This window comes from Acidiphilium sp. C61 (assembly GCF_905116885.1).
Classification (GTDB): domain Bacteria; phylum Pseudomonadota; class Alphaproteobacteria; order Acetobacterales; family Acetobacteraceae; genus Acidiphilium.
The window spans coordinates 994,123-1,015,119 of record NZ_CAJHNI010000005.1 but is presented as its reverse complement, the minus strand read 5'-3'; the positions used below and the strand labels follow the sequence as shown (position 1 = coordinate 1,015,119).

Annotated in this window: 22 protein-coding genes, 1 tRNA gene and 1 pseudogene; 19 read left to right on the top strand and 5 right to left on the bottom strand. The window is 62.8% G+C overall.

Translation table 11 applies throughout. The annotated features are described in order from the left end of the window. Positions 1-95 precede the first annotated feature (95 nt). The 8 genes from HUW10_RS07535 (at position 96) to rpmG (ending at position 7,979) form a co-directional block, all read left to right on the top strand. A complete protein-coding gene (locus HUW10_RS07535) occupies positions 96-419 on the top strand; it encodes a TIGR02300 family protein (RefSeq protein ID WP_174502926.1) in 324 nt (107 codons plus the stop codon). Positions 420-530: 111 nt separating this feature from the next. Beyond that, a complete protein-coding gene (locus HUW10_RS07530; RefSeq protein WP_174502925.1) occupies positions 531-722 on the top strand; it encodes a hypothetical protein in 192 nt (63 codons plus the stop codon). Between the two features lie 83 nt (positions 723-805). Beyond that, a complete protein-coding gene (locus HUW10_RS07525; RefSeq protein ID WP_174502924.1) occupies positions 806-2,035 on the top strand; it encodes a CaiB/BaiF CoA-transferase family protein in 1,230 nt (409 codons plus the stop codon). A 13-nt stretch (positions 2,036-2,048) separates the two neighbouring features. After that, positions 2,049-2,888 carry an alpha/beta fold hydrolase gene (locus HUW10_RS07520; RefSeq protein WP_174502923.1) on the top strand — a complete coding sequence of 280 codons (840 nt, stop codon included), beginning with the start codon at positions 2,049-2,051 and terminating at the stop codon, positions 2,886-2,888. After that, positions 2,888-3,739, top strand: coding sequence for a YihY/virulence factor BrkB family protein (locus HUW10_RS07515; RefSeq protein WP_174502922.1), 852 nt, complete (start codon positions 2,888-2,890; stop codon positions 3,737-3,739). The genes HUW10_RS07520 and HUW10_RS07515 overlap by 1 nt, the downstream gene beginning before the upstream one ends. 185 nt (positions 3,740-3,924) lie before the next feature. Further along, positions 3,925-6,165: a ribonuclease R gene (gene rnr / locus HUW10_RS07510; protein ID WP_174502921.1), complete on the top strand. Its 2,241-nt coding sequence runs from the start codon at positions 3,925-3,927 to the stop codon at positions 6,163-6,165. 104 nt (positions 6,166-6,269) lie between these two features. After that, entirely contained in the window at positions 6,270-7,766 is a 1,497-nt protein-coding gene (locus tag HUW10_RS07505) for a S41 family peptidase (protein ID WP_236656281.1), read from the top strand. Positions 7,767-7,811: 45 nt separating this feature from the next. Beyond that, the gene (rpmG, locus tag HUW10_RS07500; protein ID WP_007424241.1) at positions 7,812-7,979 is read left to right on the top strand and encodes a 50S ribosomal protein L33; all 168 of its coding nucleotides are present in this window, start codon (positions 7,812-7,814) and stop codon (positions 7,977-7,979) included. Between the two features lie 164 nt (positions 7,980-8,143). On the opposite strand, the gene lpxB is transcribed toward rpmG, so the two are convergent. The 4 genes from lpxB to HUW10_RS07480 form a co-directional block, all read right to left on the bottom strand. After that, positions 8,144-9,283 carry a lipid-A-disaccharide synthase gene (lpxB, locus tag HUW10_RS07495; protein WP_174502919.1) on the bottom strand — a complete coding sequence of 380 codons (1,140 nt, stop codon included), beginning with the start codon at positions 9,281-9,283 and terminating at the stop codon, positions 8,144-8,146. Next, complete coding sequence (locus HUW10_RS07490; RefSeq protein ID WP_174504795.1) at positions 9,280-10,155, bottom strand: carbon-nitrogen hydrolase family protein; 876 nt, start codon at positions 10,153-10,155, stop codon at positions 9,280-9,282. The genes lpxB and HUW10_RS07490 overlap by 4 nt, the downstream gene beginning before the upstream one ends. Then, complete coding sequence (locus tag HUW10_RS07485; RefSeq protein WP_174502918.1) at positions 10,152-10,673, bottom strand: GNAT family N-acetyltransferase; 522 nt, start codon at positions 10,671-10,673, stop codon at positions 10,152-10,154. Before HUW10_RS07485 ends, HUW10_RS07490 begins: the two co-directional genes overlap by 4 nt. A gap of 88 nt (positions 10,674-10,761) precedes the next feature. After that, positions 10,762-12,471, bottom strand: coding sequence for a c-type cytochrome (locus HUW10_RS07480; protein ID WP_236656280.1), 1,710 nt, complete (start codon positions 12,469-12,471; stop codon positions 10,762-10,764). Between the two features lie 185 nt (positions 12,472-12,656). Between HUW10_RS07480 and HUW10_RS07475 the strand changes: the two genes are divergently transcribed. The 6 genes and pseudogenes from HUW10_RS07475 to HUW10_RS07450 all read left to right on the top strand — a co-directional run bounded on the left by HUW10_RS07475 (position 12,657) and on the right by HUW10_RS07450 (position 16,021). Beyond that, positions 12,657-12,732: transfer RNA gene (locus tag HUW10_RS07475), tRNA-Lys, on the top strand. Positions 12,733-12,832: 100 nt separating this feature from the next. Next, a complete protein-coding gene (locus HUW10_RS18685; protein WP_174502916.1) occupies positions 12,833-13,177 on the top strand; it encodes an SH3-like domain-containing protein in 345 nt (114 codons plus the stop codon). After that, positions 13,174-13,458, top strand: a complete 285-nt coding sequence (locus HUW10_RS18680) for an SH3-like domain-containing protein (protein WP_174502915.1) — start codon at positions 13,174-13,176, stop codon at positions 13,456-13,458. The genes HUW10_RS18685 and HUW10_RS18680 overlap by 4 nt, the downstream gene beginning before the upstream one ends. Next, positions 13,455-14,048 (top strand): nitrile hydratase subunit alpha, encoded by a 594-nt coding sequence (locus tag HUW10_RS07460; RefSeq protein WP_174502914.1) that lies wholly within the window; start codon positions 13,455-13,457, stop codon positions 14,046-14,048. Before HUW10_RS18680 ends, HUW10_RS07460 begins: the two co-directional genes overlap by 4 nt. Before the next feature lie 36 nt (positions 14,049-14,084). Continuing rightward, positions 14,085-15,149: an oxidoreductase gene (locus tag HUW10_RS07455; RefSeq protein ID WP_236656279.1), complete on the top strand. Its 1,065-nt coding sequence runs from the start codon at positions 14,085-14,087 to the stop codon at positions 15,147-15,149. Positions 15,150-15,266: 117 nt separating this feature from the next. After that, positions 15,267-16,021: pseudogene (locus tag HUW10_RS07450) on the top strand (IS5 family transposase). A 9-nt stretch (positions 16,022-16,030) separates the two neighbouring features. Here the strand turns inward: HUW10_RS07450 and HUW10_RS07445 are convergent. Then, positions 16,031-16,477, bottom strand: coding sequence for an Lrp/AsnC family transcriptional regulator (locus HUW10_RS07445; protein WP_174502912.1), 447 nt, complete (start codon positions 16,475-16,477; stop codon positions 16,031-16,033). Positions 16,478-16,589: 112 nt separating this feature from the next. On the opposite strand from HUW10_RS07445, the gene rocF reads away from it, so the two are divergent. From rocF to HUW10_RS07420, 5 genes are all read left to right on the top strand, one after another. Then, entirely contained in the window at positions 16,590-17,564 is a 975-nt protein-coding gene (gene rocF, locus HUW10_RS07440; protein ID WP_236656277.1) for an arginase, read from the top strand. Then, positions 17,561-18,631: an ornithine cyclodeaminase gene (locus tag HUW10_RS07435; RefSeq protein ID WP_174502911.1), complete on the top strand. Its 1,071-nt coding sequence runs from the start codon at positions 17,561-17,563 to the stop codon at positions 18,629-18,631. The genes rocF and HUW10_RS07435 overlap by 4 nt, the downstream gene beginning before the upstream one ends. Before the next feature lie 299 nt (positions 18,632-18,930). Beyond that, positions 18,931-19,473: a hypothetical protein gene (locus tag HUW10_RS07430; RefSeq protein ID WP_174502910.1), complete on the top strand. Its 543-nt coding sequence runs from the start codon at positions 18,931-18,933 to the stop codon at positions 19,471-19,473. A 417-nt stretch (positions 19,474-19,890) separates the two neighbouring features. Then, complete coding sequence (locus HUW10_RS07425) at positions 19,891-20,289, top strand: NADH-quinone oxidoreductase subunit A (protein WP_174502909.1); 399 nt, start codon at positions 19,891-19,893, stop codon at positions 20,287-20,289. 4 nt (positions 20,290-20,293) lie between these two features. Then, on the top strand, positions 20,294-20,989 hold the full coding sequence (locus HUW10_RS07420) for an NADH-quinone oxidoreductase subunit B (protein WP_201712597.1): 696 nt from the start codon (positions 20,294-20,296) through the stop codon (positions 20,987-20,989). Positions 20,990-20,997 lie beyond the last annotated feature (8 nt).

The window sequence follows — 20,997 nt, the reverse complement described above, 5'->3', positions numbered from 1 at the left end:
GTCGACAGCTCTCAGGGTTTGACAAGCGGGGCGATGGGTGGCATGGCGCCCGCCCTGACGGAGTTCCACCGTTTACCCTGCAATGCGAGGCTCTCATGGCGAAGCCTGAACTTGGCGACAAACACACCTGCGTGTCCTGCGGCGCGCGGTTTTTCGACCTCGGCAAGGCTCCGGCCGTCTGCCCGAAATGCGGCACCGAGCAGCCGGTCGAGCAGCCCAAGCTGAAACGCAGCGTTCCCATCCCCGATGATGTCAAGAAGCCCGCCAAGGCGCAGGCCGCGGAGGACGATGTCGATACGGATGACGTCGAGGATGCGGGCGATGACGACATTCTGACGGATGCCGACGATCTCGAGGACGACGACGCGATCGATGCCGATATCGAGGTCGAGCGTGACAGCGACGAGAACGAAAGATAATTTTTCTTTCCTGGTCGAATTTGTTTACCGGATTGTAATCCGGGGCGGGTCATTTTCGGAGGCAGCCAAAAACGGCTGTTTCCGTTGGACATCCTGAGAAGGACATTCGCGATGACCCAGTTCGCCTCGGCGAAAACCGCCGACCAGCACGATCCGATCGTCAGCCCGCTCATTCTCGTCGATCGACTTATCTCGCTTGCCCAGGATGCGGAGCGGGCGGGTCTGACGACTGTTGCCAATCGGCTTGTTCGTCTGGCGCTGCGCAGCTGCGTCCCGCCGACAGGCGGGCCGATCGCTCACTGACCCGCCACGGATATTCCCGGACCTCCCGTTTTGACCTGCCACGGCAGTCTCGCTATTGCCGGGGCATTGACGGGAGTCCTTGAATGTCTGAACACAAAGCCGCCTCCACCAAAACACCTTCGGGGCCGCTCGCGGGTTTGACCGTTTTCGATCTGACCCGTGTGCTCGCCGGTCCCACCTGCGTGCAGATGCTGGCCGATCTCGGCGCCGAGGTGATCAAGATCGAGAAGCCCGGCAGCGGCGACGACACACGCGGTTTCGCGCCGCCCGCCCTGCCGGGAACCGAGCAGAGCGCTTATTTCGCCGGTGCCAATCGCAACAAGCGGTCGGTGACGCTCGATATCGCCAAGCCAGAGGGACAGCAGCTCGCGCGTGCGCTGATCGCGAAAAGCGATATCCTGGTCGAGAACTTCAAGGTTGGAACGCTGCCGCGCTACGGCCTTGGCTATGAAGATCTCAAGGGTGGCAATCCCGGCCTGATCTACTGCTCGATCACCGGCTTCGGCCAGACCGGACCCTACGCCTCCCGGCCCGGCTATGACAGCCTGATCCAGGCGATGGGCGGCATCATGTCGCTTACCGGCGTGCCGGATGGCCAGCCGATGAAGGTGGGTGTGCCGGTGGCGGACCTGTTCGCCGGGCTATACGGCGCGATCGGCGTGCTCGCCGCGCTGCGCCATCGGGAAATGACCGGGCAAGGCCAGCATATCGATATCGGCATGCTGGACACGCATGTTGCCTGGCTTGCCAACCAGGGCATGAATTATCTCGCCACCGGCAAGAATCCGCCGCGGCTTGGCAACGAGCATCCAAACATCGTGCCCTATCAGGTTTTCGCCACGGAAGACGGCCATATCGTTCTCTCGATCGGCAATGACCCGACCTTCGCGCGCTTCTGCAACGCGTTCGGGCTGGAACACCTGCTGGCCGACGAGCGATTCATGACGAATGCCGCCCGCGTCGCCAATCGCGCCTTCGTGACCGCAACCCTCGCCGCAGTGCTGCTGCAGCACCCTTCGGCCTGGTGGCTGGAACGGCTCGAAGAGCTGAAAATCGGCTGCGGCCCGATCAATACGCTGGAGCAGGTCTTCGCCGATCCGCACGTGATCGCGCGTGGCAATCTGATCGACATGACCAGAAACGATGGCGTATCGGTGAAACTGGTCGCCAATCCGGTCCGTCTGTCGGAAACGCCGGTGGACTATCGTCTCGCCCCACCCAATTTGGGGGAACATACGGATGAGGTGCTGACCGACATGCTTGGACTCGACGAAGCCGCCCGCGCCGCGCTGCGCCGGGACGGCATCATCTAAAGGGAAGCCGGTCGTGGCGCGGCAGGGTTTTGTTCCCTATCTGCTTGGCAACGATTTCCATCGGCTCGCCTTCGTGGAATTCGGCAACCCGGCCGCGCCGGCCGTGCTTTGCGTGCACGGCCTGACCCGCAACGGGCGCGATTTCGACAGTCTCGCCGAAAGCCTCGCCGATCGCTACCATGTCATCTGCCCCGACCTGCCGGGACGCGGACGTTCGGAATGGCTGCGTAACGGGGCGCTCTACCAGCCGCCCTCCTATGTCATTGCACTGGCGCATCTGCTCGCCTGGCTGAACAAGCCGGTTGCCTGGGTTGGCACCTCGCTTGGCGGGATTTGCGGCATGATGGTCGCGGCGGCGGCGCGTACGCCGATCACTCGCCTCGTGCTCAACGATATCGGCCCGCATATCCCGGCCGCGGCGTTGGGCCGGATCCGCGATTACATGAGCGAAGCACCCGCAATTTTTCCCGACATCTCGGCGCTCGAAGCCCATCTGCGCGTTGTGCACGCGCCGTTTGGCCCGCTGACCGATCCGCAATGGGCTGACCTCGCACGTCATTCGGCGCGGCCGGTCGAGGGTGGGGGGGTCGCTCTCCATTACGATCCCGCGATCGCCGAACCGATCCGCGCCTCGGTGCCCATGGACGCTGATCTTGGTGGTATCTGGCAAGCGGTTCGGGTTCCTGTGCTCGCGCTCCGCGGAGCGACGAGCGATCTGCTGACCGAGGCAACGCTCGCGCGCATGGAAGAGGATGGTGCCGCGACGCATACCGTCCCGGCCTGCGGCCACGCCCCGGCGCTGATGGATTCGCCTACCATCGCGGTGATCCGGCGGTTCCTGGACGGCGCCTGATGTCCTGGCGGCGGCGCCTCGGGCTCTGGAGCCAGGGTCTGCGCGCCGCCATCATCGAGCTGATGAGTGGCGAAATGTCCCTCGTCGCCGCCGGTTGCGCCTTCTATGCCACGCTGTCGCTGTTTCCGGCGATCACGGCGCTGATTTCGCTCTATGGCCTCGCGTTCGACCCGATATCGGTTGAACCGCAGCTGCTCTATCTGAAGCATCTGATGCCGCCGGCGGCCTTTGACCTGATCGGCGGGCGGATCCAGCAACTTGTGTCCGGCGGCAAGACGACGCTGGGCATCGGCCTGATGATTTCCCTCGGGTTCACGCTCTATTCCTCGTCATCGGGCACCAAATCCCTGATCTACGCGCTGAACATGATCCACAAGCGGCAGGAGACGCGCGGCTTTTTCAAATTCCAGGCGGTGACCCTCGGAATGACATTGATCGCCATGATCGGGGCGATCATCGCCATCGCCGTGCTGGTCGGCATGCCGCTTGCGCTCGCCTTTCTGGGCCTTTCGAATGCGCCGGCGATGCTGACGGTGCTGCCCGGGTTTGGCCTGCTGATCGGGTTCATGGGCATCGCGCTCGGACTGGTCTACCGCTACGGGCCGGCCTTCGGGCGTGGCGCGGGGCATCCGATAGCCCCGGGTGCCCTGGTGGCGATCCTGGCCTGGCTTCTCGTGTCATACGGGTTTGCCGTCTATGTCGGCCGTTTTGCCGCCTACAGCCAGACCTATGGGCCGCTCGCCACGATCATCGGCCTGATGATGTGGTTCTATCTGAGCGCCTACGCCGTGCTGTTCGGCGCCCTCTTCAACGCGATGCTCGACAGGGCCGCTGTTGCATACAGGCCATAGTTGGAAAACTTGCCACACGTCCGGGGATGAAAGCCTGAACCGGCGTTGTCGCCGCGCTACATTGGGATTATGCGTTTTAGACTTGTGAAAACGAATGATGCGTGAGGCGCTGCCGTGCACCGATTCCAGATTGTATTCTGGGGTTCGGTCGATAGGATCGTCGTGACGCGCCGCCGCGGTGCCGCATGAGTCGCAAGCCGCCACGGCGTTTTGCCGAACTGCCGACCGAATCCGTGCTGCGCGAGTTCATCGCCGAAGCGGGAACGCGCCTGCGCAAGGGAGATATTGCGCGCGCGTTCGGCCTCGGCCCTGACCAGAAACCGGCGCTGCGCGCGATGTTGCGGACTCTCGAGCGCGATGGCGTGCTGGTGCGTGCTGGCGGGCGACAGGTGCGTGCGGCCGAGGCACTGCCGGAACGCTGCGTCGTCGAGATCACCGGCACCGATCGCGACGGCGATCCGCTCGCCCGGCCGGTTGGCTGGGACCAGCCCGGCAAGCCGCCGATCATTTTCATGATGCCGGAGAAACGCGGCCATGCCGCGCTCGCGCCGGGTGCCCGCATACTCGCGCGACTGCGGCGAATCGACGATGATCGTTACGAAGGTCGCACGATACGGCGACTCGATGAGGAGCCGGCCAGCATCATCGGCGTGTTCCGGGCCGAGGCGGAGGGTGGCTGGATCGAGCCGGTCGACCGCAAGAGCCGCGCTGAGTGGAAGGTTCCGCCGGGCGAGACTGCGGGGGCTGAAAGTGGCGATGTGGTTCGCGCCATGCCGTTGCCGGCCTTCGGCTACGGGCCGAAGCCTGCGCGTATCGCCGAGCATCTCGGCCGGATGGGCGATGCCCGCTCGATCAGCCTGATCGCCATTGCGGCGCTGGGGATTCCGGCCGATTTCCCGGAAACCGCCATCGACGAGGCCAAGCGCGCCCGCGGCGTTCGCCCCGGACAGCGGACCGATCTGCGCGAAGTGCCGCTGGTGACGATCGACGGGGCCGATGCGCGCGATTTCGATGATGCCGTCTTCGCCGAACCGGCCGGGCCGGGACATCGCATCGTCGTCGCCATCGCCGATGTCGCGCATTACGTGCGCCCCGGCTCTGCGCTCGACCGCGAGGCGCTGAAGCGCGGCAACTCGGTCTATTTTCCCGACCGCGTGGTGCCGATGCTGCCCGAGGCGCTTTCCAATGGCTGGTGCAGCCTGCGGCCGGGCGAGGACCGGGGGTGCCTGTTCGTCGAGATGATCGTGGATTCAGAAGGCCGCAAGCTGAGCCACAAATTCGGCCGCGGCCTGATGCGCAGTTTCGCCCGTCTGACCTACGAGGAGGTGCAGGGCGCCTTCGAGTCCGGCCGGGAAGCCGATCTGCCGGACGGGACGCTCGGCCATCTCTACGCCGCCTATCGCACGCTGCTGGGCGCGCGACAGGCACGTGGAACACTCGACCTCGACCTGCCGGAGCGCAAGATCACGCTCGACGAGGCCGGCCGGGTGACGGATGTGGCGCCGCGCCCACGGCTCGACAGCCACCGGCTGATCGAGGAGTTCATGATCCTCGCCAATGTCGCGGCGGCAGAGGAACTGGAACGGCTGCGCCAGCCCTGCATGTATCGCGTACACGCCCCACCTTCGCCGGAAAAGCTGGATTCGCTCCGCAACCTGCTGGCGACATTCGAGATTTCGCTCAAACCTGGCGACCAGCTTCGCCCACGTGACCTCGACCACGTGCTTCGCCTCGTCTCCGGCACCGATGCCGCCCCTCTGGTGAACGAGGCCGTGCTGCGCAGCCAGAGCCAGGCGGAATATGCGCCCGAGAATATCGGCCATTTCGGCCTCGCGCTGAACAGCTACGCGCATTTCACATCGCCGATCCGCCGTTATGCCGATCTTCTGGTCCATCGCGCGCTGATCGCCGGGCTGAAGCTCGGCACCGACGGGTTGCGCTCCGAGCATGCCGAGGGCTTCGAGACGATTGCGGCCGCCATCACCTCGACCGAGCGCCGCGCCACCGATGCCGAGCGGCAATCGGCGGATCGCTATCTTGCCGCTTACCTGGCCGACCGGATCGGCGAGGATTTTGGCGCGCGGATCAGCGGGGTGACGCGGTTTGGCCTGTTCGTCACCCTCGATGCGACCGGAGCTTCCGGTTTCGTGCCGATGGCGCTGTTGCCCGACGATTTCTGGCATTTCGACGAGACTGACGGCACGCTGTCAGGCACCCGCTCGCGCGTGGTGTTCCGTCTCGCCGATACGGTGCTTGTGCGGCTGCGCGAAGCCAAGCCGGTGACCGGCGGGCTGCTGTTCACCCTGATCGAAGGCGGCAGCGCGCCGGGTGAGGGGAAGGGACCAGGACGCCGCCTGCCGGCGCGCAAGGGCGGAGGCAGGAAGCCCGGCCGCGCGCCGTCCAGGCAGAAACGCGGACGCCGATGAGCAGACTGCCGGCGCACTCACGCCCCCGACGTTTCGGGGCGTGTCATGTCCGTCGATCGAGATTTGCGCCGCTGATCAGGCTCATCGTCGCGATGATATGCGTCGTGACGCCGCTGCCTGGGGCGCAGGCGGACCAGCGGGGGTTTGATACCGCCCGTGTCGCGGCGGTCTGGGGCGCTGCGCTGGCTTTCATGGCGCCGCGAACGCTCGAACCGCTCGGCATACCGCGCATGGCGGTGTGGGGGCTTTCGGGCATTACCGCGCTCGATCCGGACATCGCGGTGCAGGAGAAGTCCGGCAAGCTCGTTCTGTTCGGTCCGAACCGCGTCATCTACGCGACCGTCGCGCCACCTGCCGGGGATGCGGCAAAATGGGGCATGGCCTGTGCTGCGGTCGCATCGCAGGCCTACAAGGCGTCGCCTGTCATCAAGCGGGCTGGCACCGGCGGCATGATCCGCAGCTTCTTCGACGAGTTGTTCAACCATTTCGATCCTTATTCCCGCTATGTCGCCCCCCGCGATGCGGCCGCCGAACGGGCGCTGAGGCTGGGCCGTGGCGGGATCGGCATGAGCCTGGCGCGCCAGAACGGTCTTGTCGTGATCACCGGGGTCACGCCTTCAAGCCCGGCTGACCGGGCCGGCATCGCCCCCGGCATGCAACTCCTCGCAATTAATGGTCAGGAGACAGTCGGTCAGCCCGTCGGTCAGTTGCAAATGGACATCGCCGGTCCCATCGGCAGCAGTGTCGATCTGACGATCCGGCCGGGAAACAGCCTGCCGCAGACCATCACGCTGAACCGCGCCCTCGTGCCGACCCAGAGTGTCAGCGGCCAGATCGATGACGGGATTGGCTATATCCGCGTGGCAGGGTTCGATCACGGCACCGCGCAGCAATTCGCCGCCACGCTCGCGCATCTCGCGCAGGCACAGCCGGCGCCCAAGGGAATCGTCATCGATCTGCGCGGCAATCGTGGTGGCGTGCTACGTCAGTCGGTCCTCAGTCTCGACACCCTGCTGTCGCGGGGGACCATCATTCGTACGGTTGGCCGAGATCCCGCCGCCAACAAGGTCTGGCAGGCCGAGGGTGCGGATATCGCGCGGGGCTTGCCCGTTGTGGTGCTGGTCGATGGCAGCACCGCCAGCGCCGCCGAGGTATTCTCTGCCGCGGTCGCGGACAATGACCGTGGCGTCGTGCTCGGTAGTGCAACGCTCGGCAAGGGCCTGGTGCAGAGTGTCACCGAATTGCCGGGCGGAGGAGAATTGTTCGTGACCTGGAGCCGGATGATTGCGCCTCGCGGCTGGCCTTTGCAGAGCCTGGGCGTGTTTCCGCAGGTCTGCACCAGCCTCGGCACCGATGTCCTTGCGAACCAGATCGCGGCCCTGAAGCGCGGTGATGACCTGCTGCGCAAACCGCTTGCCGAAACCCGTGCCTCACGGGCGCCGATGCCTCTTGCCGAGGTGCTGGCCCTGCGCGAATCCTGCCCGGCGGCGATCGGGGCGAGTGGCTATGAGCGGGCGGCCAGGGCGCTGATCGACGATCCGGCAGCCTATCGTGCCGCGCTGATCCGGCCGCTGCTCGATGATGTTCGCGCCGGGGGTTGACCGGGCCGGCAAGGTCGATCATATCGACCCGATCGGAGAACACGCATGGCCAAGACGAACACTGTTCAGATCAAACTCGTTTCCACCGCCGACACCGGCTTCTTCTATGTGACCAAGAAGAACGCCAAGGCGCAGACGGGCAAGCTCGAGTTCCGGAAATATGATCCGGTTGCTCGCAAGCACGTGACGTTCAAGGAAGCGAAGATCAAGTAGCTGGTTGCGGCACTATCGTGCCGCATACGCGGTTTACCTGATTGTATGAAAGGCCCGGCCTTGTCCGGGCCTTTACTTGTGTTCGCTCCATGGATGCGTAAGGCGGCGTAAGGCAGTCCCGATCCGGATGGATCGGACAAGGACGCATTCCTCCGGAACGCCTGTCAGAGCAGCTCCAGCACTCTCTCTGCCGCTGCATTGCTGGGGGTGGACGCGCCTGGAATCGCAAGCGTCGCGAGAGCGGCGGCAAATCCCGCACGCTGCGCATCTGCCAGTGAAGTATCGCCAAGCAGCGATGCAATCTCGGTCGCCAGTCTCTCAGGCGTGCATGATTGCTGCAACAGCTCCGGAACCAGTTCCTCGCCGGCCAGCAGGTTGATCATCGCCGCGTGCTTCACCTTGACCAGCCTTCGGGCCACAAAGGCACTGATCGGGTTGACTCGATAGGTCACGGCCATGGGCACGCCGGCAAGGGCGAGTTCCAGCGTCGAGGTGCCGGATTTGGTCAGGGCGGCGGCAGAAGCGGCAAAGGCGTCATATCGTTCGGCCACATCGGTGACGATGAGCGGCGGGTGCGTCCAGGTGGCGGCCTCGGCCCGCAGTTCGCCGGCCAGTGCCGGGGCTGCGGCCAGCACCGGCATGAGATCGGGAAATCTTGAGCGCAGGCGTTCGACTGTTGCGCCGAAGATCGGCATCAGCCGGGAGGTTTCGGTGCGGCGGCTGCCGGGCATGAGGATCAGCGGCCGCGTGGTCTCGGCAAGGTCGAAACGGGCACGAAACCGCGCTGCGTTACCGGCATCAGCGCCCGATTCGAGGACCGGATGGCCAACAAAGACCGGGTTCAACCCATGCGGCGCGAAAAAATCCGGCTCGAAGGGGAGAAGACAGAGCAGCCTGTCCCACAGACCGGGAAAATGCCTGACCCGCCCCTGCCGCCAGGCCCAGACCTGGGGAGCGACGTAATGAACGCGCCGCATGCCGAGTGGTGCTATGCGTCGCAGCAGGCGAAGCGTGAAGTCCGGACTGTCGATGGTGACGACGATATCAGGTCGTTTCGCGGCAATGTCCGCCACGGTCTGTTCGAGTCGGTGGCGCAGCCGGACGATCTTGGGCAGCACTTCCGCCAGGCCCATCAGCGCCAGGTCCTGCATCGGGAACAACGACGCGACGCCCTGCTCGGCCATCCGCGCGCCGCCAATGCCAGCGACCTCGATGCCGCCGGCCCGCGCACGCATTGCAGCGATCAGGCGGGCGCCCAGCACGTCACCGCTCGCTTCGCCGGCAACGATGTAAACCAGGGTCATGTCAGCCGGACCACCGGGGCTGGCGCCGGATCTTCGGGCCAGTCGGTCCGGTTTCTGACCGCCGGGTCGGCGCGCGTTGCCGCGAGGCGGGCTGGATCGAGCGTTGTGAACAGCAGGTCCGGCGAATCCAGCGCGCCGCGGGCCAGCAGCCCGTCCTCCGGGAAACCTCGATCAACCGGTCCGAAAACACAGGTATAACCGCGATTTTCATCTACAGCGGCCGACCACGGGGCCATCCCTGTGGTTGGCGCCACGGCGGTAAAGCACTGGTTTTCCAGTGCCCGCGCCCGGGCCGACAGCCGCACCCGGTTGAAACCGTGCAGTGTGTCGGTGCAGGCCGGGATCAGGATCGTGTCCGCTCCGGCGAGCACTTGCGCACGCGTCAGCAGGGGGAACTCGGAATCGTAACAGATGGCGATGCCGAGCCGGCCGAAATCGGTCTCGAATACGGCGGTGGACTCGCCTGGCACGATCCCCCAGCGCTCGGACTCGAAGCGCGTCATTACCCGCTTGTCCTGAAAGGCGATGCGACCGTCTCCATCGATCAGTGGCGCCCTGTTGCGGATCTTCCCGTCGACGCCGCGCATGGGGACCGACCCGGGCAGGACCAGCAGGCTGCGCGCGCGGGCGAGGGTGCGGAAACCCGCCACCAGCGCATCGGCACGGCTGACGACGGCATCGAGCTCGGCCGTAATATCCGGTGCAGCGACAAAGGCGCCGGCGAGCGCCATCGAGGCATATTCCGGCAGGACGAGAAGATCGGCGCCGCCGAATTTCGCATCCTCGATCAGTCGATCCACGGTCGAGAAAAAATCATCGAGGCCCTCGGGGCGGCGGATCGGGAAGGGCGAGAGGGCGATCCGCATCGTCAGGCGCTGCCCAGTGGCTTCATCCACACCTGGAGCCGGTTTTCCACCTCTCCGACACCGCCGATCTCCCGCCAGCGCATCCGGCATGCGAGATCGGGCACAGGGGCATACCCGCGCTTGCGCCAGAACGCGTCGAGCGTGGTTGCGTCTGCCGGGCGGCGCTGATCGGTCTCGTCGCGGATCACGGCGCAGAAGGCGGCATATGTCGCGTCCGAAACCGAGCGTGCATGCGCCTCGCGCTCACGAAAAAAGCCGACGCCGATGCCCCGGCCGCGATAGGCTGGCAGCAGCACCGATTCGCCGAAATAGAAGACCGCAGCCGGGTCGAACCCGAAGGCGCGGAATGGTGCCTGCATGGCCTCGTCCTCGTCGGTGAGAGGCAGGCAGGTGGAGGCACCGATGATGGTCTCGCCCTCCCTTGCAATCACGATCGCGGCGCGTTCGCTTGCGGCGTAGGTCGCGACATAGTCGCGCTCATATGCCTCGTCGCCGTCATAGAGATAGGGCCAGGCGCGGAACACCTCGATCCGCAGGCGGGCGAGTGATTCGAGATGCGGCAGGATCGCCGCACCTCGAAGCGTTTCGGTCAGAAGCGGAGGCCGAATGGCCTCAGCTCCCCGTCTTCGCGGCTGTGTCGAGTTTCGCCGCATCGGCAAGGAAACGCGTCAGCGCGGCTTTCTTCTGCGAGAGCGACAGACCGCGTTCCTGCGCCACGACCGGGCAATACGCCGCCATCAGGAATGCGGACATGCGCTGCGCGCTGATGCCTGGATAGGCCTTGCGGATCGCCGCAATCAGCAGACGGGTGCGGTTGCCGAGGGTGGCCGGCGTTGCGCCCTGCATCATGTCCATCACCCCGTGGCCGGGAGACACGAGATCCGGGGTCAGCAGCGGACAGTTCATCTTGCGCGCAGCGGCGGAGGCAATCGGCGGGAGATCGAGATAGTCCGCATCCGCCAGTGCGATGTCATGGGGCGGTGCTGATTCGCGGATCGCCAGCACCTTTGCGGCATTGGCATCGGTCACGCCCTTATTGCCCCAGGCGGTGCGGACGTAGTTCGCGATGGCCGCGATCTGCGAGTCATCCAGCATCGAGCCAAACGCGGGCATGGCCGGGCCATTGACATGCCACGGGATCATCCCGCCGAGGACGACGCCGATCACGTTGTCGGACGGCCCGTTGGTCACCGCATCGTTGCCGGCGAGGTTGGGGAAAACGTCCTTCACACCCTTGCCATCCGCCTGGTGGCAGGCGGCGCAATTCTGATCGTAGAGCATCTTGCCCTGCGCGAGTTCACCCTTGGCAAGCGCTACCGGCTTCACCGGGTTCTCGCGCGGCGGTGTTGCCGTCTGGAGATAGGCGGCGAGGTCGTCGATATCCTGCCGCGGCATCTGGCTCAGGCTGTAATTGACCACCGACTGCATCGGCCCGAACGCCGAGCCGCGGTTCATGTTGCCGCCGTCATGCAGATAGTCGACCAGATCGCTCCGGCTCCAGCCGCCGACACCATAGGTTTTCGAGGATGATATGTTCGGCGCATACCAGGGTTCGCCAAGAATCTGCGCGCCGGCGAGCGTGTCGCCGGACTTGATGGCGAAGAGCAGGTTGCGCGGCGAATGGCATTCGCTGCAGTGGCCGAGAGCTTCGGCGAGATAGGCGCCCTTGCGCACTGCGGGCGACCAGTCCTTCTTGTCGTGGATTGGCGCGGTGCTGAAGAACATGATCCGCCAGCCGAGCAGCATCGCCCTTATATTGAACGGAAAGCCCAGCCGGTTTGGCACGTGTGGCACATCGACGGCCGGTATCGCATCGAGATACGCCTTGATGGCCGTCACGTCCGGCTTCGTCAGCTTGGCGTAGGACGTATAGGGCATCGCCGGGTAGAGATATTTCGGAAACACGCCGAGCGAGCTGCCGGGCGAGATGCCGTAATGGAGAGCGTCGTAAAACTGCCCTTGCGTCCACTTGCCGATCCCCGTTGCTTTCGCAGGGGTGATATTCGGCGAATAGATCGTGCCGAAGGGTGTCACGAAAGACAGGCCGCCCGAGAACGGCTTCGCGCCGGGGGCTGTGTGGCAAGGCATGCAGTCGGCCGCGGCCGTGAGGTATTCGCCGCGTTGCACCTCGGCGATCTGCGTCTGGCTCATCCCGCTGGTATTCGGTTTGGGCAGGGCAGGAAACGCCCCGGGTGCCGCCGCGGTCGGTGCGGGAACATAGGCGCCCGACCCCTGGCCAAAGGCAGCTTCGACACCGAGCACGCCAGCCAGCACGGCGATCATCGTTGCTGCGGTCCAGAGCGGGGCGCGTCGGAAGCTCATTTTCCTTGAGTGCGGCATCGAATTCTACCTGTTCTGTGCATTGCGGGAGCCTGCATGGCCAGTCATGTTTCTAATTCGCCATATCTGCAGATTGATCAAGTGTCGGATCGGCCTCTTCACAGACCGTGCCGATCTTGCTAGAGGGCCTTTGTCGACGCGCTGCGACGCGGGCGATCATGTGTGATGGGCGCATAGCTCAGTTGGTAGAGCAGCTGACTCTTAATCAGCGGGTCCAAGGTTCGAGTCCTTGTGCGCCCACCATCTCACTGAAAATACTGTGTTCTTTGTCATTCAGCACGGAAACCCGGTTGCTGAAATGGTTGAGTGTTGTGCTGTCGCCGGCATACGCTAGATTGCTTGCATGGCAGATGGCAGCGAAACATCCACGAGCGAAAAATTGCCGGAAAATCGGCCCCGGTCACACCACGATCTGGGTGGCGTTTCGGCCTTCATGTGCTCCGGGGTCGACACCGAGCCCCACACGCTGACCGATTTTGATCGTGAGGTCGATGCGCTGCGGCAGTTGCTCAGCCTGAAGGGGTTGATGAGTGTCGACGAATTGCGCCGCGGGATAGAGGCCATTCCGGAACAGGATTATCACGCTCTGGGCTATTATCAGCGCTGGATACGCTCGATAGCCGATAATCTGCTGTGCCGTGGAGTGATTACCGAGGCCGAATTGCGCCGCGCCCTGGCGGCGGCATGACCGCCTTCGCGCCCGGAGACAATGTTCTCGTACGGGATGATTGGCCCGAGACAGGGGGAGCCGTTCACATCCGCACACCGCATTACGTTCGCGGCATGCAGGGTGAAATCCGTGCCTATCTCGGGCGGTTCCCCAATCCCGAAGATCTGGCCTTTGCCCGACCTGCGCCTGAGCTCGAGCTCTATCATGTCGCCTTCCCGCTTCAGGCAATATGGCCTGAGGGGCGAGGAGACGATGAGATCCTGATCGAAATCTATGAAACCTGGCTGGCCAGACCATGAGCGCACCGGACGACCTGCTTTCCGCTCCCGCCGAACATCTTCTCGTCGCCATCCGCGATATCCTGGCGGAGAAATCCATTGTCTCGTCGGCCGAGATCGCCGACCGGATCGCGATTACCGAAGCGGCGAGTCCGGCCCAGGGCGGGCGCATCGTCGCACGCGCCTGGGTTGATCGGGCGTTCCGCCAACGCCTCCTTGATGACGGAACCCGCGCCGTGGAAGAGCTGGGGGTCGTCATGCGGGGGGCACCGCCGCTCGGCGTCGTCGAAAATAGCGGGTCGGTACATCACCTTGTGGTCTGCACCCTGTGCAGTTGCTACCCGCGGGCAGTGCTGGGCTATCCGCCTTTCTGGTTCAAATCGGCATCCTATCGTGCCCGCGCCGTGCGCGATCCCCGCGGGTTGCTGGCCGAATGGGGAACCAGCGTTCCCGACAATGTGAAGCTTCGCGTTGTCGACTCCACCGCTGATTATCGCTGGATGGTTCTGCCGCAGCGACCTGCCGGAACCGAGGGCTGGGACGAGGAAAGACTGGCGTCGATCGTCACGGCCGGTGACATGATCGGTGTCACGGTGCCGAAGATCAAATGAGATCCAGCCGCCCGCCAAGCATATTCCGCCAGGTACATGATGTTTGAAGATGACAAAATTCGCGTTGGCCTGGTCGGCTATGGGTATGCCGGGCGCGCATTTCATGCGCCGCTGATATCGGCAACAGATGGCTACCGGCTGACGGCGATCGCCTCGCGCGAGCCGGCGAAGGTTCGTGCCGATCTGCCCGGCCTGCCCGTGGAGGCCGACCCGGTCGCCCTGTTCAATCGTGACGACATCGATCTGGTTGTTCTCGCGTCACCGAACGAGACGCATCGTCCTCTCGCCGAAGCCGCGCTGGCACGCGGGAAACATGTCGTTGTCGACAAGCCCTTCACGCTTGACCTCGCGGATGCGAGATCTGTCATCGCCGCCGCACGACGCGCGGACCGGATCGTCTCCGTTTTCCAAAATCGGCGCTGGGACAGCGATTTTCTGGGGATTCGCAAGGCTGTCGAAGACGGGCTGATCGGCGAAATCTTTCATTTCGAATCCCATATCGACCGGTTTCGTCCGGACGTGCGGTCCCGCTGGCGGGAACAGGCTGGCCCGGGGGCCGGATTGTGGCTCGATCTGGGGCCTCATCTTGTCGATCAGGTGCTTTGCCTTTTCGGGATGCCGCAAAATGTGCAGGCCAATTTTGCGGCTCAACGCAATGGTGCTGTGGTCGAGGACTGGGTGCATGTGGTTCTCGATTATGGCAAGCGGCGTGCGATTTTGCATGCAGGAATGCTGGCCGCCGGTGGTGGGCACCGTTTCGTCGTGCATGGGGATAGGGGAACGCTGGTCAAACGCCTCGCCGACATCCAGGAAGACCAACTGCGCGCTGGCATGCGGCCGGGGTCGGACGGATGGGGCAAAGACCCGGACGATATGCTGCACTTCGACCAGGCCGGGGTGACGCGCGAAGTCCCCGTTCCGGCGGGCGATCATCGCAGGTTTTACGCTGAACTGCGTGACGCATTGCGTGGCGGTGGCGGCGGTCCGGTTCCACCGCGCGATGCGCTCGCGGTCATGGCCGTGATCGAGGCCGCCGCACGCTCATCGCAAAGTGGAGAAGCGGTTGTTCCAGACATCGTCGGGCCGGAAAAGGCGGCCTGATCGCCCCAGGCCAGAGGAATTTCCGATCCGAAAGGATCGGATGTAGTGCTCTAGGTTCTGTACCTATTGCCATGACTACGGGGCGTCTGATTCAAGTCTGTTTGGAGGACTTGGAACATGGCGGAACTTTTCTGGCTGAACAACACGCAATGGGCTGCGATCGAACCATTGCTGCCGAAGCTTGGCGGCAAGCCTCGGGTTGATGACCGCCGGGTGCTGAGCGGCATCCTGCATCGCTTTCGCGAGGGCTTGCGATGGCGAGCGCTTCCTGAGGCCTATGGGCCACGAACCACTGTGTTCAACCGGTTCAACCGCTGGAGCCAGCGTGGCCTCTGGCAGGAGATCTTCGCGGCGCTTGTCGCCTGCGCGGATCCGCCGCGCATCGCCATGGTGGACAGCACCTCGGTTCGGGCACATCGCGCGGCCGCGGGCGGTAAAGGGGGGCGCAAAGCCAGGCCATCGGCCGGTCGAGGGGTGGACGGACGACCAAGATCCACGCCGTCGCAGATGAGCAGGGACGCATCGCCGCACTCCTCCTGACGCCAGGACAGGCCTCCGACATCAGCGGCGCGAGGGCGCTTCTGCCCACAATACCGCCACCAGAAGAGCTGATCGCCGACAAAGCCTACGACGCTGATGATCTTCGCGCCTTCCTCACCCGCCAAGGCACCAGGCCGGTGATCTCGCCCATGCCCAACCGCCGCGCCATTCCGCACTTCGACCCCGTCGCCTACAGAAAGCGCAATCTCATCGAACGCGCCTTCTGTAGGCTCAAGGACTGGCGCGCCATCGCCACACGATATGACAAAACCGCACGAAATTTCCTCGCTGGTATTTGCCTCGTCCTCGCCGTCACATCATGGATCAGTTGAGTCCAGAACCTAAAGCCGGGCGCGCGCGCTGCGCGGTGTCGCGAGGAGCAGGTTGGTTTCGCTGCCGGTTATGCCGGGAATCAGCCTGATGCGCCTGAGAATGGCGTCGAGATCGGCCAGGCTTGGGGCTGCGAGTTCAACGATCAGGTCCCATTTGCCGTTCGTCGTGTGAACCTCGATGACCTCGGGAAAGCCGCTGAGGGCGCGAACGACCTGGTCCGCAGCGCGGCCCTCGACTTCGATCAGCATGATCCCTCGCACTGGCGCCGCGACCGTATCGGCGCGTAGCACCACCGTGTAGCCGATAATCACGCCGCTTTTCTCAAGCCGTTCGATCCGGGCGCGGACCGTGGCGCGCGAAATCCCCAGCGCGAGCGCAAGGTCGGAGATGCTTCGTCTGCCATCGTGGCGCAGCAGGGTGATCAGTCTTTCGTCGAGGGAACCAGCCTGTGTCATGCACGCTATCTATATTCTGATCAAAGGCATCAGGCAAAATGGCAAAATTGACGATCATTTTTATCAATAATCCTGCTCAACTCAGCCATGGTTCCGTGGTTCGCTCGCCCTCATGGAAAGCAACGGCATCCCGGGGGGAGTGATGGTGCAGCACAAGCAATGTCGGCTGATCGGAGCCCCTGTTCAGGACGGGGCGGGACGGCCTGGATGCGACATGGGGCCAAGCGCATTCCGGGCGGCCGGGATTGCCAGGGCGATCGCCGAACTCGGCCATGCCGTGGAAGATTTGGGGAATATCGCCCCTGCGCTGGTCCGGCCGGCATTGCATGGCAACAGCGCGATCAAGGGGTTGCCCGAGGTCGCGGGGTGGACGTCGGCCCTGGCCGACGCGACCTATGCCGCATTCGATTCGACTGAGGTTTTTCCGGTCTGTCTCGGTGGCGATCATAGCCTGGCGGCGGGATCGCTCACGGGGCTGTGTCGCCGGGTGAGGGAATGGCAAAAGCCGTTTTTCGTGTTGTGGCTTGATGCCCATCCGGACCTCCACACGCTGGAGACAACCAAAAGCGGCAACCTGCATGGCGTACCGATGGCCTATGCGACCGGATTGCCGGGGTTTGACGGGTTTTTCCCGCCGCAGGCGGCATTCATCGACGCTGCGAATATCTGCATGCTCGGCATTCGCAGCGTCGATCCTGCTGAACGGCGCGTGATCGAACGGACCGGCATGACCGTTCACGACATGCGCGCGATCGACGAGCACGGGATCGCGCCGCTGCTTCGTGCGTTTCTGGGCCGGGTGGCGGCGGCCGGTGGCCATCTGCATGTGAGCCTCGATGTCGACTTCCTCGACCCGGGGATTGCGCCTGGCGTCGGGACAACCGTGCCGGGCGGGGCGACCCTCCGCGAAGCGCATCTCGTCATGGAGATGCTGCATGACAGTGGCCTTGTCGGCAGTGTCGATCTCGTCGAACTCAACCCGTTTCTCGACGAACGCGGACGAACAGCGGTGCTGATGGTCGATCTGCTGGCCAGCCTTCTCGGCAGGCGTGTGCTCGATTACCCGACAAGGAGCTATGCACAATGATTCCGAAACTGAACATCGTTCCGTTCGTCAATGTCGATAACATGATGAAGCTGGTGCTGCGCACCGGCATCGAAGAGTTTATCGTCGGGTTGGCCACGTATGTCGAAGATGATTTTCGTCGTTGGCCAAGCTTCGACAAGACGCCCCGTGTCGCATCGCATAGTCCCGAAGGGGTGATTGAGCTGATGCCCACCAGCGATGGCCGGACCTATGGGTTCAAATACGTCAACGGTCATCCGAAGAACACGCGCGAAGGCAGGCAGACGGTCACAGCCTTTGGTGTCCTTGCCGATGTGGGGACCGGCTATCCCGTTCTGCTGTCCGAGATGACGCTGCTCACCGCGCTGCGGACCGCGGCAACCTCGGCGGTTGCCGCGCGGCATCTCGCGCCGCGGGGCGCAAGCTGCATGGCGATTATCGGAAACGGTGCGCAATCGGAATTCCAGGCTGTTGCGTTCCGACGCCTGCTCGGGATCCGCCATCTTCGGCTGTTCGATATCGATGCCGAGGCGACGCGCAAATGCATGCGCAATCTGTCCGGCCTTGATATTGACGTCACACCTTGCACCTCGGCGGAAGATGCGGTGGCCGGGGCGGACATCATCACAACGGTCACCGCAGACAAGCAATATGCCACGATTCTGACTGACAACATGGTCGGGTCAGGTGTTCATATCAATGCAGTGGGTGGTGACTGTCCGGGCAAGACCGAACTCCATCGCGATATACTGCTGCGTTCGGACATATTCGTCGAATACACGCCGCAAACACGTATCGAGGGTGAAATCCAGCAGCTTCCGGCCGATCATCCGGTCACTGAACTCTGGGAGGTGATTGGCGGCGCGGCTGAGGGCCGGCGGGATGCGAGACAGATCACCGTATTCGACTCGGTCGGCTTCGCGACCGAGGATTTTTCGGCACTGCGTTTTGTCCGCTCACTTCTGGCTGGAACAGGGCTTTACGACGAACTCGACATGTTGGCGGACCCCGACGAACCGCGGGATCTGTTCGGCATGCTGCTCAGGGCTTCAAGGGAGACGGCAATACAAGAGGCGCCCCGATCATAGAGCGATGTACGATCCTCGCGGAGCGGAGTGTAACCTGGCACGAATTTCGAAGCGTCTTGATCCAGATCATATCCGGCAAGAATGGTTGTGGTGTATCCAACAAATCAGACGTTTCTCCCAGACGTTGAATTCCCTGTTCCAAACTAATGCCCCAGCTTCGTCTGGGGCTTTTTTTGGAATATATATTTCTATTTATGGGATAAGCAAAAATACTTTATAAAGACATTAATCATATATTTACAATTAAACGATAAGCGACTGAGCCATGAACGGAAAATCAATGAAAAGCAGGCTTGGTCATGGAGTTTTTGAAACGTTCTGAGTGGCTGATACTTGGCGTTCTGGCTGGCTGTTTGTCTGCAGCAATCATCGTGCTTGCCGCAAAATATGCCTACGAAAATCACATATATTTTTTCTCAAATAACGACTATTATAATCAAAAAAGCGCGTATTATTTCAAACAGATCAAGGATTATAGAAATCTTGAGCCCGGCCAGCTTATACATATGGTAAATAGTGAAAATCAAAAAGGGAAAAACTTTTCCATATATTTTGACCAGAGTAATATCAATAAATATAAAATAAAAATAAGACATTTATCTAAAAAAACATGTAGATTTATTTTGGATATGTCTTTCAGTTCAAATATAATAAAAAACATGTGGATAAACAATAAATCAGTCGGCATGTTTCAGGTCCAGCCAATCGAAGGTCCATTCATTCGCGTGAATGGCAAGGCCGTCACGCTCGCCCAGGATGACTACGCCCAGAGGCAGTGTCAGGCCAATGGTTCGGGAATCAAGATCGGCCTCGGCATTGTTGTCCATTCGCGTGATGACTGAAACCTAGAGCATCATCCGATCAGATGGAATCATCTGATCGGATAAAGATGCTCTAATTATCAATAAGACAGAGCACGACATCCGATCCGGATGGATCGGAGCGTACTCTGACGGCGACTCGGCTCTGGCGCCAGCTGAACCTGCGCGCCGGGAGCGATCATGTGTCTCCGTCCCATCATGGGGCAGATCTCCCTTTTCGGAAGGCGCGCTATCAGCCTGTCGGCGCGCGCCTGGACGACGGGTTGCCGATAACGTGTTGATTTTTATGCCATTGGAAATTTGAATATTCTCCTTGCTGAAAGTCTTCTTGACAGACGGCAAGTTGATAGTGTCAGTTAACAAACTAATAGTCCTGTCGTTTTGCGGTTGGTTCCGATGTTCGCGGTATCCGCGCTGCTGGAGTGAAGGACGTCGACTATGGGGTATGCCACCCATTATTGGGTAATGCTGGTTTACACCTGTTTCGTGGTCGCTCTGGTCGCGGGTATGATCGGTGTGTCTCATTTCCTCGGCCAGCGGCACATGAAGCGGGCCACCAGCGAACCGTTCGAATCCGGCATCGTCACCGTCGGCTACGCCCGCTTCCGGCTTCCCGTGCAATTCTACCTCATCGCGATGTTCTTCGTGATCTTCGATCTCGAGGCCGCCTATCTCTACGCGTGGGCAACGGCGGTCCATGCCGCGGGATGGACCGGCTATGTCGTGATCACGGTCTTCATTCTCGCCCTGCTTGCCGCCCTCGTCTATCTGTGGCGCGCCGGGGCGCTGGAATGGGGGCCGAGGCCACGGCCACTTGCCAGGGCGCGGGGGCGCTGACGCCATGCGGTTCACCTTCGGCAAAGGCGGAACGGGACAACAGGCGTCCACGACGGCGCCGCTGCTCCGCGGCCTCGGCGCCGCCGGCCACGCGCCCGCCCCATCCCCCGGTAGTGGCACCTTCACCGATGCCGTGCGCCGCAACGTAGCCCTCGGCCGGCTGGAAGACATGGTGGCCTGGGGCCGCAAATATTCGATCTGGCCGTTCAATTTCGGCCTTTCCTGCTGCTATGTCGAAATGGCAACCGCCTTCACCAGCAAGTTCGACATCGCCCGCTTCGGCTCGGAAGTGCTGCGCGCCACCCCGCGCGAGGCCGACCTGATCGTCATATCCGGTACCGTCTTCGTGAAGATGGCGCCCGTCATCAAGTATCTCTACGACCAGATGCTGGAGCCGCGCTGGGTCATCTCGATGGGCGCCTGCGCCAACTCGGGCGGGATGTACGACATCTACGCCGTCGTCCAGGGCGCCGACAGCTTCCTGCCCGTCGATGTCTACGTTCCCGGCTGCCCGCCGCGGCCGGATGCGCTGCTCGAAGGGCTGACGCTGCTGCAGAATTCGATCGGTTCCGAGCGCCGGCCGCTCAGCTGGATGGTCGGGCCCAACGGCGCCGAGAAGATCGAGCGGCCCAGCTTCCGCGATCTCAAACACCAGGAGAGGCAAGCCGCCGGCAGCCTCCCCACGCCGGACAGCGTGTAGGGAGGGCG